Origin of the sequence: Flavobacterium sasangense DSM 21067 (assembly GCF_000686885.1) — a bacterium.
Lineage (GTDB): Bacteria > Bacteroidota > Bacteroidia > Flavobacteriales > Flavobacteriaceae > Flavobacterium > Flavobacterium sasangense.
On the sequence record NZ_JMLU01000023.1, the window covers coordinates 24,608 to 41,032 of the forward strand.

The following is a 16,425-nucleotide window of genomic DNA, read 5'->3' on the forward strand; positions in this document are numbered from 1 at the left end:
CTAAATTTCTGATTAATTTTACGAGCTTATTATTACCCGATATACTATTATGTTTAAAAAAATATTTATAACTGTAATTTTATTAATAACCTCATTAGGTTTTTCTCAATTGAGCAATAAGCATTGGATTCCGCCTTTGCATTCTCGATCGGAAACTGCAATCCAAGATCATTATCTTTATTTATCAACACCCGAAGTTACTCCTTTTTTAGTTACAGTAACCGATGGTAATGGTGCGCCATTTCCAGGTTCTCCATTCAGTTTATCGCAAGCTACACCAGTTGTTATTACTATTGGAAATGGTCAACCTACAAAAATGTTTTTAGATATTGCAGATGTAAACACAGTAGTTTCAAATAGTGGCATTATAGCACAAGGTTCAAAAGATTTTTATGCGAGTTTTAGAATGAGACACACCAGTCATGCCGAAACTTTAATTTCAAAAGGCAGACCCGGTATAGGTACAAGCTTTAGATTAGGTTGCATGATAAATGAGACATTAGATAATCGAAAATCTTTTGTAAGCAGTGTAATGGCAACTGAGGACAACACAACTGTTACATTATCAAACTACGATACAGGTGTCATTTTTACTTCAGGAACCGGTGACATTACTAGCGATTCACAAACATTTGTTTTAAATGAAGGACAAAGCGTTGTATTTAGTGGATATAGTATGTATATAGAAAACCTAGAAGGAATTATTGGCGCTTTAATAAGTTCTGATAAACCTGTTGCTGTAAATACAGGAAATGCTTTAGGTGGAATTGATGAAGGAAGAGGCGATTTCACATTGGATCAAATTGTTTCTGCCTCTCAAATTGGAACAGAATATATTTTTATTGAAGGAAATGGAACTCCTGAAATGGAAACCCCATTAATCGTAGCTCATGAAGATGGAACAGAAGTTTTTATTAATGATGATACTACACCAGTTGTAACAATAAATGCAGGTCAATTCTATTTGGTGCCAAATTCAAGATATCAGGGAACAATAAATAGAAACATATATGTAAAAACAAACAAACCTGTTTTTGCATATCAATTAATTGGTGGTGGAAACGATACGGCAACTTCTGGAATGAATTTTATTCCGCCTTTGAGTTGTTTCTTTCAGAATTCCGTTAATATTCCTGCTGTTGATCAAATTGGAAGCACTAGCTACACATCTGATTTAATGATTTTAACATATTCAAATGCTACTCTAACTGTAGATGGAAATCCTGTTCCTAATACGCAAGCACAAAATGTTTTAGGAAATACTGATTGGGTTACATACAGAATAAGTGGAGTTACGGGCGACGTAAATGTGGTATCAACAGGTCCTCTTGCCGTTGGGGTATTTGGTTTTTTAGGTAACGCTTCAGGATATGCAGGATATTATTCTGGATTTGGCAGTACTCCTCAAGATTCAGATATTACCGTATGTTCTGTTTCAACAGCCAACTTATTTGATGCCATAAATGGAAATCCTGGAACTGGCGGAACCTGGACTGTGCCAGTTGGTGGAGCGCCATTGAACGGTAATATTTTTGATGCTACAATAAATGTTCCAGGAGAATATATTTATTCTTTTACAAAAGACTGTAATGCATCTTTAACAACTATTAGTGTAAAAGTTAACGTTACTATTCAACAAGCAGGAAATGCAGGAACTAACAATGCTATTGCAACTTGTAGAGACAACGCTCCATTTGATTTATTTACTCTTTTGGGAACCGGAGCTCAAACGGGTGGTATTTGGTCTCCAGCATTAGCTTCAGGAACCGGCATATTTAATCCAGCTGTTGATACAAGTGGTACCTATACCTATACCATCCCTTCTGTTGGTGTTTGTCAAGGTGTTTCTGCTGCAATTACAGTAACAAATAATCCGTTACCGATAATTTCACCAATAACAGATTTAAAAGAATGTGATAATACCGCCGATGGAAATGATACTAATGGATTTGTTACCTTTAATTTAACAACCAAAAACAACGAAATACTTGGATCGCAATCTGGAATTGTGGTTACCTATCATACTGACCCAAATGATGCTATTTTAGGCACAAATGCAATAACTTCTATTTACACAAATAGTAGAATAATTTATGTACGTTTAACAAATACTTCTACATCTTGTTACAGTACTACTTCATTTAATCTAGTAGTAAATCCAAGACCTGTAGTTAATAATGAAGTTACGCTAAAACAATGTGATACGGATACAGATGCAAGAACTGATTTTAATTTAACAGAAGCTAATGTTTTAATTTCTAACGATGCTACCTATACATTTAGTTATCATAATACACAAAACGGAGCAGAGAATAACACAAATCTTGTTACTAATGAAATCTTATTTAACGCATTTAATGGAGCTGTAGTTTGGGCAAGAATTGTTAATTCAGAAGGATGTTATAGAACTGCTAAAGTAAATTTAATCGTTTCGGCTACTACAATTGCTCAAAGCTATCGATACCAAAATGAAGAATGTGATGTTTTTCTTAACACAAGTGATCCAAGTGGAGATGGAATACATTATTTTGATCTAACTGGAATTGAAAGCAACTTAACCTCTTTATTTCCTTCAAGTCAATCTTACAATTTTTCATACTATCTAACAGAAACAGATGCTATTTCAGAAATAAATAGAATTACAGATGTTACAAATTTTAGAAATACAATTCCAAACAACCAACTTATTTGGGTTAGAATGGACAGTAATTTAAATAATGAATGTGTTGGTTTAGGACCTTGGCTTGAACTAATTATTAATCCATTACCTATAATCGATTTAGGAGTTAATTTCACTTTATGTTTAGATCCAACAACTGGTATTGGATCACAACTTGTTGATGCAACACCAACTGTTCCAGGAAATTATTCATATACTTGGACTCCCGCAAACCCTAATGGTAACTCACCTATATATGACATAACAGTTGCAGGAACCTATTCAGTAATTGTAACTAATACCATTACAGGTTGTTCAGAAACCGACAGTGTTACTGCAACTTTTTCTTCAGAACCCGAATCGGTTTATGCAACTCTAATTACGCCAGCTTTTTCTATTGGGTTATCGACCATTACTGCAACTGCAGTTGGTGGATTTGGAACTTATGAATATAGTTTAAATGCTATAGATTGGCAGTCAAGTCCAATATTTCCCGATTTACCAAATGGAAGTTACTCAATTTATGTAAGAGATATTCAAGGTTGTGGCTTATTACAAACTAACATAATACAAACCATAACATACCAAAATTATTTCACACCAAATAATGATGGCTATAACGACAAATGGAATATCTATTTACCTGAATCTTATGAGGGTGTAATTTATATCTATGACAGATATGGTAAATTATTAAAACAAATTAGTCCTTATGGAGAAAGTTGGGATGGAACATACAATGGAAATTTATTACCTTCTACTGATTATTGGTTTAAAGTAGAATATTTAGAAAATAATCAAAAGAAAGAATTTAGATCACATTTCAGTTTAAAAAGATAAAAATGGAATTAGGTTCAATTAAGACAGAAATAGCAAATAATATTGCCAAGGTTACTTTTTCTCACCCAGCTAGTAATTCATTTCCAAGCTCATTATTACAACAATTAACAGATGAGTTAGCATCGCTAAATAAAAACGAATCTGTAACGGTAATTATTTTACAAAGTGAAGGAACTGGTGCTTTTTGTGCAGGAGCTTCTTTTGATGAATTGGTAGCAATATCGAATTATGAAGACGGAAGTAAATTCTTCTCTGGATTTGCTAATGTAATTAATGCCATGCGAAAATGTTCTAAGTTAATCATTGGAAGAATTCATGGAAAAGCTGTTGGTGGCGGTGTAGGCCTTGCTGCTGCTTGTGATTACACTTTTGCAACACAAAAAAGCGATATCAAATTATCAGAAATTGCTATTGGAATTGGTCCATTTGTAATTGAACCAGCTGTGAGTAGAAAAATAGGAAAAACCGCTTTAGCTGAAATGACCTTAACCCCAACTTTATGGAAATCGGCCAATTGGGCAAAAGAAAAAGGTCTATTCACTGAAGTTTTTGAAAACATAGATGATTTAGATGAACGTCTCGAAAATTACACAAACGAACTTGCGCAATATAACAAGGAAGCATTATCCGATTTAAAACAAGTATTGTGGGAAGGAACCGATAATTGGGATAGCTTATTATATGAAAGAGCTGCTATTTCAGGAAGACTAGTTTTGTCTGATTTTACAAAAAAAGCATTAGAAAAATTTAAGAAATGAGAAACTTAATTATTTTTTTACAACAAGTAAATGTAGAACAAAAATTAAAAGAAGCTCCAGATAGTCAATATCAAATAGGAGTTTTAATTGGATCATTTGTACCTTTTATTGTATTGGCAGTAATAGCTTATACACTATATTACAGAGCTAAAAAGAAAGAACAAAATTTAAAATAAAAACACCATGTCTAATATAAGAATCACCAAACAATTCAACTTTGAAACAGGTCATGCTCTTTATGGTTATGACGGGAAATGTAAAAATGTTCACGGACATAGTTACAAATTATCGGTTACTGTTATTGGGAAACCTATAAAAGACTCTTCCAATGTGAAATTTGGAATGGTAATCGATTTTGGTGATTTGAAAAAAATTGTAAAAGAACAAATTGTTGATGTTTTTGATCATGCCACAGTTTTTAATAAAAACACTCCACATATAGAACTAGCTCATGAATTAAAATCAAGAGGACATGATGTTATTCTAGTAGATTACCAACCTACTAGCGAAAACATGGTAATTGATTTTTCAAATAAAATAAAAAATCTTTTACCTGAAAACATAAAACTACATTCCTTACGTTTGCAAGAAACTGAGACTTCTTTTGCAGAATGGTTTGCAAGTGATAATGATTAGCACTAAACCTGCATTACAAGTGCGTCCCTATAATGGAGACTTTGCTGTTTTTGGCTTTTTAATTATTGTTTTAATTTTATTGTCACCATAAAATTGTATCATTACAAAAGCGCCAATTAAACTTGAAGCAACACCTTCAAAGAATAGAACGCCACAATACTGAATGATATTTATTTTTCCAACAAAAAAGAAAGTATCAGACAATGTTGTTAAATAGCTTTCTCCTCCTTTTATATAGATGAATGCGATTAAACCAACTATTCCAAGGAAAACGCCTAACACTCCTGTTACAAATCCAGAAAATAGATTTTCAAAATAGTCCATTTTTCCTTTATCGTAATTATACTTAATTGTTTTATGAATTCCGTATAAAACTATAAAAGCGTTTAACGAGCGTAAGTAATTTTTACTTGCCAATCCTAAAAAATCCATTAATAGGAAAAACAATCCGATACCTAAAAAAATTAGGAATGCATTTTTTAATACTGTTTTATTTTTCATGATTTCCAGAGTTTAGACTAATAAAATTACAAATTTTAATCTAAACTACTGAAAATCAATATATAAAAATAAGTTAAATTAAAATCGATTGTCGCCGTCAAGCATTCTTCCTAATCCTCCAAGTAAACTTCCCTCTTCTCTACTGCTTCCACCAGCTTTAGGTGCCGATGCTATAATTCTATCTGCTAAACGAGTAAATGGTAACGATTGAATGTAAACAATTCCAGGACCACGAAGCGTTGCAAAGAAAATCCCTTCACCTCCAAAAATGGTGTTCTTGATACCTCCAACAAATTCAATATCGTAATCTACATCTTTTGTAAAACCTACTAAACATCCAGTATCCACGCGAAGTAATTCACCAGGTTGTAATTCTTTTTTAGCCAAAGTTCCTCCTGAATGTACAAATGCCATTCCGTCACCTTCAACTTTTTGCATGATAAAACCTTCACCACCAAATAATCCGGTTCCGATTTTTTTAGTGAATTCGATTCCAACTGAAACGCCTTTTGCAGCGCATAAAAATGAATCTTTTTGACAGATGAATTTTCCACCTAATTGTTGTAAATCGATAGGAACAATTTTTCCTGGATATGGCGACGCAAATGAAACTTTTCGTTTTCCAAAATCTAAGTTTTGATAAGCCGTCATAAATAAACTTTCACCAGTTAAAACTCGTTTACCAGCAGATAATAATTTTCCAAAAATACCTTGTTGTTGATCTTGACTTCCATCGCCAAAAATAGTTTCCATTTTGATGCCGTTTTCCATCATCATAAAACTTCCGGCTTCGGCAATAACTACTTCTTGCGGATCTAACTCTATTTCTACATATTGCATTTCTTCACCATAAATATGGTAATCTATTTCGTGTGCTCTCATAATTTTTAGTTTACCTAATTAGTCGAACAGATAAATAAAATGTTACTGTAAAAACAAAAAACCGAAAACAACAAAGCTTTCGGTTTTAAATTATATTTAGAAATATCTTATTTAGTCAACTCAGATAATTTTAAGGTTTTTCCGCACATATCGGCTGTAATTTTAAAGATTACATCTCCTTTTTTACCTTCATTTGCCCAACGTACTTCTTTACCAACATTACACCCAATACTTGTTTTTGAACCTTTATTCAAAGACACAAAACCTGTTCCGGTATGAATTGAAATTTTGTCTTTTGAATCGTTTATAAGTGAGAAACTTTCGCCAATTACAACTTCTGAATTTGACGTTTTGTTTAAACTTACTTCTTCTAGAGTTCCAAAAGAGGTTAACATTACAAAGCTTAGAGCTAAAATGACTAATTTCATAGTATTACGTTTTAAATTATTGATTTTTAGATGATATAAAATTAAAAATGTCCTAAAACCGATTTTCGAATTAACGAATTAAATAACTTATATCCTAGTAAACGTCTTATGAAACTCATAAAATTAGCATCGAAACCAATCGTGTAACGGTTAAATTTTTTCTTTGGATTTTCAGCAATATTGAATAATGTTTTAGTAATAATAGGAGTAAGATTGGTGTTCTTCTTCGTTTTTTTCTGTAAAATCGCTGTCACTTTTTCCATTAATTTATTATAAGAATCAATTGGAGTAGCACAACATTTTGTCACATTGGACTGAAAAGAAGTAGGTGCATTACCAAATTGAACCGTACTAACGCTAATATTAAAATCTAAAAGTTCATACGCCATACATTCCGAAAAACTCTCAACCGCTTGCTTTGTGGAATGATAAAAACTTCCCAAAGGTAAGTTAACCAATCCCGCAATGGAAGAAATTGTAATGAATTGCCCGAAATTTTGTTCTCTAAAAACAGGTATAAAGGCTCTACACACTTTAACCGCGCCCAACCAATTAACATTGACAATGTTATCAATTTTATTGTCTTCAGACAACTCTACAAAACTTCTGTAGCCTAAACCAGCATTGTTTAAAACAACATTAATGGTTTTGTGGTCATTTAAAATTTTATCTTTTGCTTTTGTTATACTTTCAGAAGAAGTCACATCGAGTTCATAACAAAAAACATTGGGAATCGCACCTAAATCATCCGCTAAATCAAGTGAAATCATAGTAGCAATTACCGTCCAATTATTATTTGCAAAATATAAGGTAGTTTCTTTCCCAATTCCGCTTGAAGCACCTGTGATAAGAATAGTTTTTTTCAAATTTATATTTTTAATAATCTAATTTCACGTAACCAATTTCACGACTTATTCTTGCTTTTCTACGATTAATGTATGATGATGAATTTGAAGCTTTGTACTTTCTTGGATTTGGTAAAATTGCAGCTATTCCGGCCGCTTCATAACGGGTTAAACTAGCGGCATCTTTTCTGTACCAATGTTTTGCAGCTGCTTCTGCTCCATAAACACCATCACCCATTTCTATACTATTCAAATAGACTTCCATGATGCGTTTTTTGCCCCAAATTAGTTCAATTAAAACCGTATAATAAGCTTCTAGACCTTTTCGAACATAACTTCTACCTTGCCACAAGAAAACATTTTTTGCAGTCTGTTGAGAAATAGTACTTCCTCCTTTTAGCCTTTTACCTTTTTGATTATTCTTGAACGCTTTCTGCATAGCTTCAAAATCAAAACCAGAATGTTCTAAAAAACGACCATCTTCGCTAGCGATAACTGCTTTTTGAAGGTTTAATGAAATTTCATCAATTGGCACCCATTCATGACTGCATGTCATTTCTTTCCCAGCTTCATTATGTTCTAAAGCGCGCATACCCATTAAAGGTGTAAACGGAACTGGAACAAATTTGAAAAGTAAAACAACCGAAAAACTAATGATATTGAACCATAAAAAGAGCAACCAAAAGAAACGTAATATCTTTTGCCCTGTAGTTCTTTTTTTAGCTGGTGCTTTTGGTGATTTATTTTTTGTAGTAGTTTTTTTTGCCATTCTATATTAAATCTGCTAATTCTTGTCCGACCAAACTGCCAATGGCAACTCCCATTCCGCCCATACGAACTCCGCAATACACATGGTTTGAAAGTTGTTCTACTATAGGTTTTTTGTGTGTTCCCACGCCCATAGTGCCGCTCCATCGGTGTTCAATCTCGAACTCCTGATGTGGCAAAATTACTGTTTTTAATAACTCTTCCAAACGATTTTGAATCAATTCGGTTGTGTCGTGAGAAGTTGTGGTTTCACCTTCGAAATCTAAGTTTCTTCCACCGCCAAAAAGGATTCTATCATTGATATTTCTAAAATAAAAATAGCCTCTATCTAAATGAAAAGTACCTTTAATATCTAAATTCGGAATTGGTTTTGTGATTAAAACTTGTGCTCGAGCCGGTTTAACTTGATTATTAGTTATTTGTGATGCAAAACCGTTTGTGGTGAACAATAATTTATTGGTTTTAAAAGAAATTCCATTGGTCTCCACCTCAACACCATCGTTTACTTCTTGAAAACTTGTTACGGTTTGACTGTTTAAAATCAGAATGTCATTTTGATGTGCTTTTTTTAGTAAAGCTTGCATCATGTTCCCAGTATCGATTTGCGCTTCAAACGGATTGAATATTAAATTTTCGAAAACACCTCCAAAATTAAATCGATCTATTTCTTTTGAAAAAACATCGGTTTTAAAAAGTGGTTTTATGATATCATTGATGAATGGAATTTTCTGAATGCATTCGTTATAAAACGATTCGTCTTCTTTTAGAAATAATTCGTAACCGCCATAAGGTTTCAAATCAATTACCGAATCACCGAGATTTTTTCGAAGCAATTGCAATCCTGCATATCGTTTTTGAATGAGTTGAATGACTTCTTCTTCGGTATGGGTTTTTAAATCGTCTATGATTTCGGAAATACTTCCAAAGCAGGCAAATCCAGCATTTTTTGTACTCGCACCTTGAGGCAAAACACCTTTTTCGAGAACTAGAATTTTGGCAGAAGGAAATCGCTCACGCAAAGCTAATGCTGAATGTAAACCCACAATTCCACTACCTACGATAGTAAAATCGACGTTTGAAAACCAATTTTTTATTTCCCAATAACTGAGTTGCATTGTTCTAAATTTAAAAAGTAAATGTAAGAATTTGTTTTTAGTTACACACTAAATCTCGTTATTTGCGTTATGATATAAAAATCTGAAAAAATGAGAATTTATTTACTTTTTACAACGTTGTTTTTTAGCCAAATTATTTCTGCTCAAAATTCCTCAAAAAGCATAACGCTAATTTTCAAAAAAAGTAATTACCATTTTGAAGAAACTTCAGGATTTAAGAGAATGAATTCGCTGATAAATTATTCAGAATATAATTCGTACAGAGAAACTTATCTTTCACCAAATAATAAAGAGAAAAGCGACACAATACAATTGAATATTGAATCGGATAAGATTTTTTTAATCCACAATTGGAAAGAATTGAATAAAAGCTCAAGAGTTATTTTATATGCAAATGATGTAGTTGAAATTGATTACGAAAAAGGATTTCCTAATTTCAAAATTCAAAACAGAGACGTAAAACCATTTGATTTGAATTTAGAACACCAACTAAATTTAAGTTTTCCGATTGATAATTTTGTCTTTTTTCAAACCAACAAAAGAAGTCGAAATTCAAAAGAAGAAAAAGAATATAAAACGGAGTTAGCCAGCTTTATTCAAGGCTCTAAAGTAGCATTAGATGAACTTCTAAACTCAGATAAAATTTCACAAGAAACGTATGATTCGCAGTTGAATTACATCACTTTTTACACCCTAAATACAGATGCTAAAACAAATTTTTCTGATTATAAAAACAAACTTAAAAACGACGAATTAATTTGGTTAAAGTCGTATCGCTATTTTTTGGAATTATATGTAAAAAACGAGTTTAAAATTAAGAAGCACTCAAAAGAATTAAAAGATGTTGAACTAAAAACTGCAAACAACAAAACCAAAACAAGAGATATTAGCATGCAATATGAAGATCATGAAGATAGCTTTATTCAAATTGAAGAATCGGACTTGTTTTCTGCTAAAGCAAAAGAATATTTGTTGTACGTTTATTTGAATCGAATTGCAAAATCAGACTCACAAAAATTATCAACTTATATTACAATTTTTAAAAAATATTCAAATGATAAAAAATTAATTGAAGGTTTTGAAAATGCCTTTTTAGTTGACATTGAAGCCTTAAAGCAAAATACTTCTGAAGTTGTTTTATATGACGAAAACAAAAAGGCTACTACATTATCCGCAATTATTGAAGCTAATAAAGGTAAAATAATCTATATAGATTTTTGGGCGAGTTGGTGTGCGCCATGTAGAGCAGCACTTCCAAGTTCGAGAAAATTACACGAAGAATTCAAAGAAAAAGAAATTGTGTTTTTATACTTATCCACAGATGCTAACTTTGAAGCTTGGAAAAAAGCAAATCAATTTGAAAAACTAACCGAAAACAGCTATTTAATAATTAATCCAAAAACTTCAGAATACTTAAAAAAACTAGGAATTGATTTTATCCCAAGATATGTTTTACTAAATTCGAATGGTGAAATTTCAAATCCAAAAGCGCCTTCTCCTGATTCTGAAAAAATCAAGCAAGAATTGAATAGCTTGTTACAAAGTAAATAATTAATCAGTAGTCTTTTTTCTAGATTTAATTGCTTTCATTATCAATGGAAATGAAGTAACAGCAATTAAAATTAAGATAATAGTTTCGATGTGTTTCTTTAAATCGATGCCAAATTCTTCGTTAAAGAATCCGTATAAATAATGACCCGCAAAAACTAGAAGAAAGGACCACAAAATAGAACTCAACACGTTATAAAACATGAATTTGCTTTTCTCCATATGAACAATTCCTGCTATAATAGGCACGAAAGTTCTCACAATTGGAAGAAAACGAGCGAAAATAATGGCTTTACCTCCGTGTTTTTCAAAAAACGCTTGAGACTCATATAAATATTTCTTTTTGAAAAAGAAACTATCTTGTTTGTTGTATAAGAATTGACCACTAGTGGCTCCAAACCAATATCCAAAAATATTACCTAGAGTAGCCGCTGAGGCAATTAATAACGCCAAAATCGAAACATTAGACAAATCACTTGGAATCATGAAAAAAGTTTCAACTAATTCACGACTGTAAATTCCTGACAAAAACAAAAGACTGTCACCAGGAAGAAAGAATCCAGCAAACAATCCTGTTTCAGCAAAAACGATAAATAAAACCATGTAAATTCCGATGGGCACACCACCTATTTCCATAGTAATATAGAATTCGGGATTAAATAGTTTGGTCCAATGAAAATTATCCATGATGTTCTTCAGGTTTAGATTCCCATTTATCAATTGCAGCAGTTGACAAGGCGTTTCCTAAAACATTCGTCATACTTCTTGCCATATCACAAAAATGGTCGATAGGTAAAATTAATGCAATTCCTTCAGGCGGAATACCAAACATAGCACAAGTTGCCACAACCACAATTAAAGAAGCTCTTGGAACGCCAGCCACACCTTTACTCGTCAACATTAAAACCAATAACATAGTTAATTGCTCTCCTATTGACATATCGATCCCATACACTTGAGCAATAAAAATACTAGCAAATGTCATATACATCATACTTCCATCTAAGTTAAAAGAATAACCTAAAGGCAATGTAAATGATACGATTTTTGGTTGACATCCAAAGCGCTCTAATTCTTCTACCATTTTAGGGAACACTGCTTCACTACTTGTTGTTGAAAAAGCTATCAACAATGGACTTTTAATTCTCTCTAGTAACACAAATAATCGCTTTCCTAAAATTAAATATCCTACAAACAATAGCAATAACCAAAGAACTAATATACCAACAAAAAAGGCACCTAAATATTTTGCGTATAGCGTAAATACTTCGAAACCATGTTTTGCGATAGCTCCTGCAACTGCACCTAAAACCCCTAATGGTGCTGTCCACATGATATACGTAACCATTTTTAAAACTACGTGAGACACTGTATCTAGTAATTTTAAAATAGGTTTTGCTTCTTTTTTTGAAAAGGCAGCCAAAGCGACACCAAATAAGATAGAAAAAATTACGATTTGTAAAATTTCATTGGTTGCCAAAGCTTCAAACAAACTTTTTGGAATAACGTGCTTCACAAATTCTTCTAATGAAAATCCTTTTGAATTTTCTAATAATTCAGAAGCACTAGAAGTATCTTCTAGCTTGATAGAAGTTCCTTTTCCTGGTGCAAAAAAGTTAACTAACACCATTCCAAGAAGTAAAGAAATCAATGATGCGGAAATAAACCATGCCATTGCCTTTCCTCCAACACGACCAACCATTTTCATGTCGCCCATTTTAGCAATTCCAACCACTAAAGTTGAAAAAACTAATGGAGCAATAATCATTTGAACTAATCGGATAAATATGGTTCCAAGTAATTTTATATTTTTTGAAAAAGCATCAATTGAATCTGGAAACTGATAATGTACAATTCCGCCCATTGCAACGCCTATTACAAGCGAAATGATAATTAATATGAATAGTTTATTATTCTTCACAATCTTTAAATTTTAAGATTGTGAAAATAGGTATATTTTTTTTAACCTTAAAATGATTATAGAATATTATTTTAAGGTGGTAGTTAAAATATTGCAAACTAACACTTTGCTTTAAAAGTAAAATAACCAATACTTTATTAACATATGTTTAATTTTTTTGTTTTAAAATTATAAATATGATATTTTTTAAATAATTTTTTTTAATTATTCGTATTGCAATATTAAAAAACTTAAATATATTTGCTCAACTAAAACCCAAACTATAACTTATGAAACAAAAATTTCTCTTTATTGCTTTATTAGCAACTACGAGTTTCCTACAAGCTCAAGACAAAGGAACCTTTTGGAAAACAGCTCAAAGTAAAAGCAAAGTGGCTTTGGAAAGTAAATTAGACCTTCCAGAAAAACAACTTTTAGATTTAGATGTTCCAGCAGCAGCAAATTTTTTAAAAAATGCTCCCAATCGTTTTTCTAATCAAAATTCAAATGTAATTCTTGCTTTACCTAATCCTGATGGGACAATGGAAAATTTCAAAATCTATGAAAATTCCAACATGGAACCTGAATTAGCAGCAAGATATCCAGAAATCAAATCGTATATTGGGATTGGAATTGACAATCCAACAGCAAGCGCTTACATCAGTACTTCGCCACTTGGATTTAAGTCTATGGTATTAAATCCAGGAAAACCAGCTGTATTTGTCGAGCCTTATTCTCAAGATTTACAAACGTATACCGTTTACACAAAAGCAGACAAGAGAACTGCTTTTACTAAATTTGAATGTTCTGTTTTAGATAGAATTACGCCAACCGATGGAAGTAATTTAAGACCAAATGCAGACGATGGAAGCTTAAGAACTTTCCGTTTAGCAATGTCAGTTACAGGAGAATATACTGCTTATTTTGGCGGCACAAAAGCTCAAGCATTGGCTGCTATTAACAACACTATGACGCGTGTTAATGGTGTTTTTGAAAAAGATTTTAATGCTAGAATGGTATTAATTTCAAATACTGACTTAGTAATTTACACAAGTGCTTCAACAGACCCATATTCTGCATCAAGTTCGATGTCAAATTGGAACCAACAATTGCAAACCACATTAACTAACACTATCGGAAATGCTAATTACGACATTGGTCATTTATTTGGTGCAACTGGTGGTGGTGGAAATGCAGGTTGTATTGGATGTGTTTGTGTGAATCCAACTTCAACTGTTCCATTAGGAAAAGGAAGTGGTTATACTTCTCCAGCAAACGGAGTTCCTTCAGGAGATGCTTTTGATATTGATTATGTAGCTCACGAAATGGGTCACCAATTTGGAGCTAACCACACTTTCTCTATGAATAACGAAGGAACAGGAGCTAACATGGAACCTGGTTCTGGTTCAACTATCATGGGATATGCTGGTATTACGAGTCAAGACATTCAAATGAATTCTGATCCATATTTTCATGCAATCAGCATTCAACAAGTTACAAATAACATTAAAACAAAAACGTGTCCAACTTTAACAGCAACTGGAAATTCTGTCCCAACAGCAAATGCTGGATTAGATTATACAATTCCAAAAAGCACACCATTCATGTTAACTGGTTCTGGAACTGATGCTAACGGAGATGCTTTAACTTACATTTGGGAGCAATTTGACAATGCTTCTTCAACTCAAACTGGAGCAAGCTCTGCTGCAAGTGCTACTAAAACATCTGGACCAACTTTCAGATCATACAGCCCTTCAACATCTACTACAAGATATTTTCCAAGAATGCAATCAGTTTTAACTGGAGCTACTACTACTTCTGGTTCAGAAATTGTGGTTGAAGCTGTTCCTTCGGTAGCTAGAACTATGAATTTTAGATTTACAGTAAGAGATAACAGAGCCGGTGGTTCAACAAACAACAGTGATGATATGATTGTAACTGTAAATGGAACTGCTGGACCTTTCGTAGTTACTGCACCAAATACAGCGGTTTCATACGCAGGTGGTTCAACGCAAACCATTACTTGGAACGTTGCAGGAACAACTGCAAATGGGGTAAACTGTGCTAATGTAGATATTTTAATCTCTACTAACGGGGGGACAACTTGGTCGACTTTATTAGCTGCTACTCCAAATGACGGAACTCAAGCAGTAACAATTCCAAATACAGCTGGAACTCAAAACAGAATCATGATTAAAGGAACAAATCATATTTTCTTTGATGTATCCAATACAAATTTCACAATTACTGCTGGAACTTCTGACACAACTGCACCTTCAACTCCAACATTATCTGCTTCTGGAACTACTCAAACAAGTACCAACTTGTCTTGGACAGCTGCAACAGATAACGTAGGTGTAACAGGTTATGACGTATATAGAGGAACTACTTTATTAACGACAGTTACCGGAACAACTTATACAGCTACTGGATTAACAGCTTCAACTGCTTATACTTTTTCAGTAAGAGCAAAAGATGCTGCAGGAAATGTTTCAGTTGCTAGTAATACAGTTAATGTAACTACATTAGCAGCAACAACTACAGACACAACTGCTCCATCAACTCCAACATTATCTGCTTCTGGAACAACACAAACAAGCACTAACTTGTCTTGGACTGCCGCAACAGATAACGTAGGTGTAACAGGTTATGACGTATATAGAGGAACTACTTTACTAACAACAGTTACTGGAACTACATATACCGCAACTGGACTAACTGCTTCAACTGCTTATTCATTTACAGTTAGAGCTAAAGACGCTGCTGGAAACATCTCAGCTTCAAGTAACACCGTAAACGTAACCACTTTAGCAAACACAACCGTAACGTATTGTGCTTCTCAAGGTAATAGCACTGCTGATGAAAGAATTGGAAGAGTTCAATTTGGAACTATTAACAATGCTTCTACAGGAACAGCAGGTTACGAAAACTTTACAGCAATTTCAACAAATGCTGTTAGAGGAACTGCATACACAATTACTATTACTCCATCTTGGACAAGCACTGTTTACAGTGAAGGTTATGCTGTATTTATCGACTACAATAACGATGGTGATTTCATTGATGCTGGAGAAACAGTATTTACTAAAGCTGCTTCAAAAACAACTCCTGCGAGTGGAAGTTTCACAATTCCTGCAACAACAACTGTAGGAGCGAAAAGAATGAGAGTTTCTATGAAATACAATGGTGTACCAACATCGTGCGAAGCTTTCTCATACGGACAAGTAGAAGATTACACCATTAACGTAACTTCAACTGCTAGAGAAACTGAAGCTGCAACTCAATTAACTTTCAGTTTATATCCAAATCCTGTAAAAGGAGACGTATTAAACATTTCAGACTTTGAAGGCGAAGCTTCTTACAGAATTTTCAGCGCTATGGGTCAAGATTTAGGAAATGGAAAAGTAGAAAATAACACGATTAGTGTTGGCCACTTAGCGACAGGAACTTACATGATTGAAGTTACTACTGCTAATGGAACAAACATGAAACGTTTCATCAAACAATAATTCCAATAAATGGAAATCTAAAAACCGCTCAGTCAT

Annotated in this window: 14 protein-coding genes; 6 read left to right on the forward strand and 8 right to left on the reverse strand. The window is 33.1% G+C overall.

Annotation, left to right across the window (positions count from 1 at the left end; all coding sequences use genetic code 11):
* Positions 1-49: 49 nt before the first annotated feature.
* The 4 genes from BP92_RS0110305 to BP92_RS0110320 are packed head-to-tail and all read left to right on the forward strand — an operon-like array spanning position 50 to position 4,893.
* Complete coding sequence (locus BP92_RS0110305; RefSeq protein ID WP_026726000.1) at positions 50-3,499, forward strand: T9SS type B sorting domain-containing protein; 3,450 nt, start codon at positions 50-52, stop codon at positions 3,497-3,499.
* A gap of 2 nt (positions 3,500-3,501) precedes the next feature.
* On the forward strand, positions 3,502-4,257 hold the full coding sequence (locus BP92_RS0110310; protein WP_035693284.1) for an enoyl-CoA hydratase/isomerase family protein: 756 nt from the start codon (positions 3,502-3,504) through the stop codon (positions 4,255-4,257).
* Positions 4,254-4,433 carry a hypothetical protein gene (locus BP92_RS0110315; protein ID WP_026726002.1) on the forward strand — a complete coding sequence of 60 codons (180 nt, stop codon included), beginning with the start codon at positions 4,254-4,256 and terminating at the stop codon, positions 4,431-4,433. The genes BP92_RS0110310 and BP92_RS0110315 overlap by 4 nt, the downstream gene beginning before the upstream one ends.
* A 7-nt stretch (positions 4,434-4,440) precedes the next feature.
* A complete protein-coding gene (locus BP92_RS0110320; protein WP_026726003.1) occupies positions 4,441-4,893 on the forward strand; it encodes a 6-pyruvoyl trahydropterin synthase family protein in 453 nt (150 codons plus the stop codon).
* Between the two features lie 27 nt (positions 4,894-4,920).
* Here the strand turns inward: BP92_RS0110320 and BP92_RS16110 are convergent, their stop codons facing one another.
* From BP92_RS16110 to BP92_RS0110350, 6 genes are all read right to left on the reverse strand, one after another.
* Entirely contained in the window at positions 4,921-5,394 is a 474-nt protein-coding gene (locus tag BP92_RS16110; protein ID WP_051604443.1) for a hypothetical protein, read from the reverse strand.
* A gap of 78 nt (positions 5,395-5,472) precedes the next feature.
* On the reverse strand, positions 5,473-6,276 hold the full coding sequence (locus tag BP92_RS0110330) for a TIGR00266 family protein (RefSeq protein WP_026726004.1): 804 nt from the start codon (positions 6,274-6,276) through the stop codon (positions 5,473-5,475).
* A 107-nt stretch (positions 6,277-6,383) separates the two neighbouring features.
* On the reverse strand, positions 6,384-6,704 hold the full coding sequence (locus tag BP92_RS0110335) for a hypothetical protein (RefSeq protein ID WP_150111914.1): 321 nt from the start codon (positions 6,702-6,704) through the stop codon (positions 6,384-6,386).
* Positions 6,705-6,745: 41 nt separating this feature from the next.
* A complete protein-coding gene (locus BP92_RS0110340) occupies positions 6,746-7,570 on the reverse strand; it encodes an SDR family oxidoreductase (protein ID WP_026726006.1) in 825 nt (274 codons plus the stop codon).
* Between the two features lie 10 nt (positions 7,571-7,580).
* A complete protein-coding gene (mtgA, locus tag BP92_RS0110345; protein WP_026726007.1) occupies positions 7,581-8,318 on the reverse strand; it encodes a monofunctional biosynthetic peptidoglycan transglycosylase in 738 nt (245 codons plus the stop codon).
* 1 nt (position 8,319) lies between these two features.
* Positions 8,320-9,432 carry an NAD(P)/FAD-dependent oxidoreductase gene (locus tag BP92_RS0110350; RefSeq protein ID WP_026726008.1) on the reverse strand — a complete coding sequence of 371 codons (1,113 nt, stop codon included), beginning with the start codon at positions 9,430-9,432 and terminating at the stop codon, positions 8,320-8,322.
* Between the two features lie 90 nt (positions 9,433-9,522).
* On the opposite strand from BP92_RS0110350, the gene BP92_RS16770 reads away from it, so the two are divergent.
* A complete protein-coding gene (locus BP92_RS16770; RefSeq protein ID WP_051604444.1) occupies positions 9,523-10,983 on the forward strand; it encodes a TlpA family protein disulfide reductase in 1,461 nt (486 codons plus the stop codon).
* Here the strand turns inward: BP92_RS16770 and BP92_RS0110360 are convergent, their stop codons facing one another.
* Both BP92_RS0110360 and BP92_RS0110365 read right to left on the reverse strand, forming a co-directional pair.
* Positions 10,984-11,667 carry a DedA family protein gene (locus BP92_RS0110360; RefSeq protein ID WP_026726009.1) on the reverse strand — a complete coding sequence of 228 codons (684 nt, stop codon included), beginning with the start codon at positions 11,665-11,667 and terminating at the stop codon, positions 10,984-10,986. It abuts the gene before it with no gap.
* Entirely contained in the window at positions 11,660-12,904 is a 1,245-nt protein-coding gene (locus BP92_RS0110365; protein WP_035693287.1) for a dicarboxylate/amino acid:cation symporter, read from the reverse strand. Before BP92_RS0110365 ends, BP92_RS0110360 begins: the two co-directional genes overlap by 8 nt.
* A 266-nt stretch (positions 12,905-13,170) precedes the next feature.
* Here BP92_RS0110365 and BP92_RS0110370 point away from each other — a divergent pair, with 266 nt between their 5' ends.
* A complete protein-coding gene (locus tag BP92_RS0110370) occupies positions 13,171-16,389 on the forward strand; it encodes a reprolysin-like metallopeptidase (RefSeq protein WP_026726011.1) in 3,219 nt (1,072 codons plus the stop codon).
* The last annotated feature ends 36 nt before the right edge of the window (positions 16,390-16,425 follow it).

What these genes read in the sequence shown, in the direction of transcription:
- BP92_RS0110305 (WP_026726000.1), top strand. Translation starts at nt 50, where the DNA reads ATGTTTAAAAAAATATTTATAACTGTAATTTTATTAATAACCTCATTA.
- BP92_RS0110310 (WP_035693284.1), top strand. Translation starts at nt 3,502, where the DNA reads ATGGAATTAGGTTCAATTAAGACAGAAATAGCAAATAATATTGCCAAG.
- BP92_RS0110315 (WP_026726002.1), top strand. Translation starts at nt 4,254, where the DNA reads ATGAGAAACTTAATTATTTTTTTACAACAAGTAAATGTAGAACAAAAA.
- BP92_RS0110320 (WP_026726003.1), top strand. Translation starts at nt 4,441, where the DNA reads ATGTCTAATATAAGAATCACCAAACAATTCAACTTTGAAACAGGTCAT.
- BP92_RS16110 (WP_051604443.1), bottom strand. Translation starts at nt 5,394, where the DNA reads ATGAAAAATAAAACAGTATTAAAAAATGCATTCCTAATTTTTTTAGGT.
- BP92_RS0110330 (WP_026726004.1), bottom strand. Translation starts at nt 6,276, where the DNA reads ATGAGAGCACACGAAATAGATTACCATATTTATGGTGAAGAAATGCAA.
- BP92_RS0110335 (WP_150111914.1), bottom strand. Translation starts at nt 6,704, where the DNA reads ATGAAATTAGTCATTTTAGCTCTAAGCTTTGTAATGTTAACCTCTTTT.
- mtgA (WP_026726007.1), bottom strand. Translation starts at nt 8,318, where the DNA reads ATGGCAAAAAAAACTACTACAAAAAATAAATCACCAAAAGCACCAGCT.
- BP92_RS0110350 (WP_026726008.1), bottom strand. Translation starts at nt 9,432, where the DNA reads ATGCAACTCAGTTATTGGGAAATAAAAAATTGGTTTTCAAACGTCGAT.
- BP92_RS16770 (WP_051604444.1), top strand. Translation starts at nt 9,523, where the DNA reads ATGAGAATTTATTTACTTTTTACAACGTTGTTTTTTAGCCAAATTATT.
- BP92_RS0110360 (WP_026726009.1), bottom strand. Translation starts at nt 11,667, where the DNA reads ATGGATAATTTTCATTGGACCAAACTATTTAATCCCGAATTCTATATT.
- BP92_RS0110370 (WP_026726011.1), top strand. Translation starts at nt 13,171, where the DNA reads ATGAAACAAAAATTTCTCTTTATTGCTTTATTAGCAACTACGAGTTTC.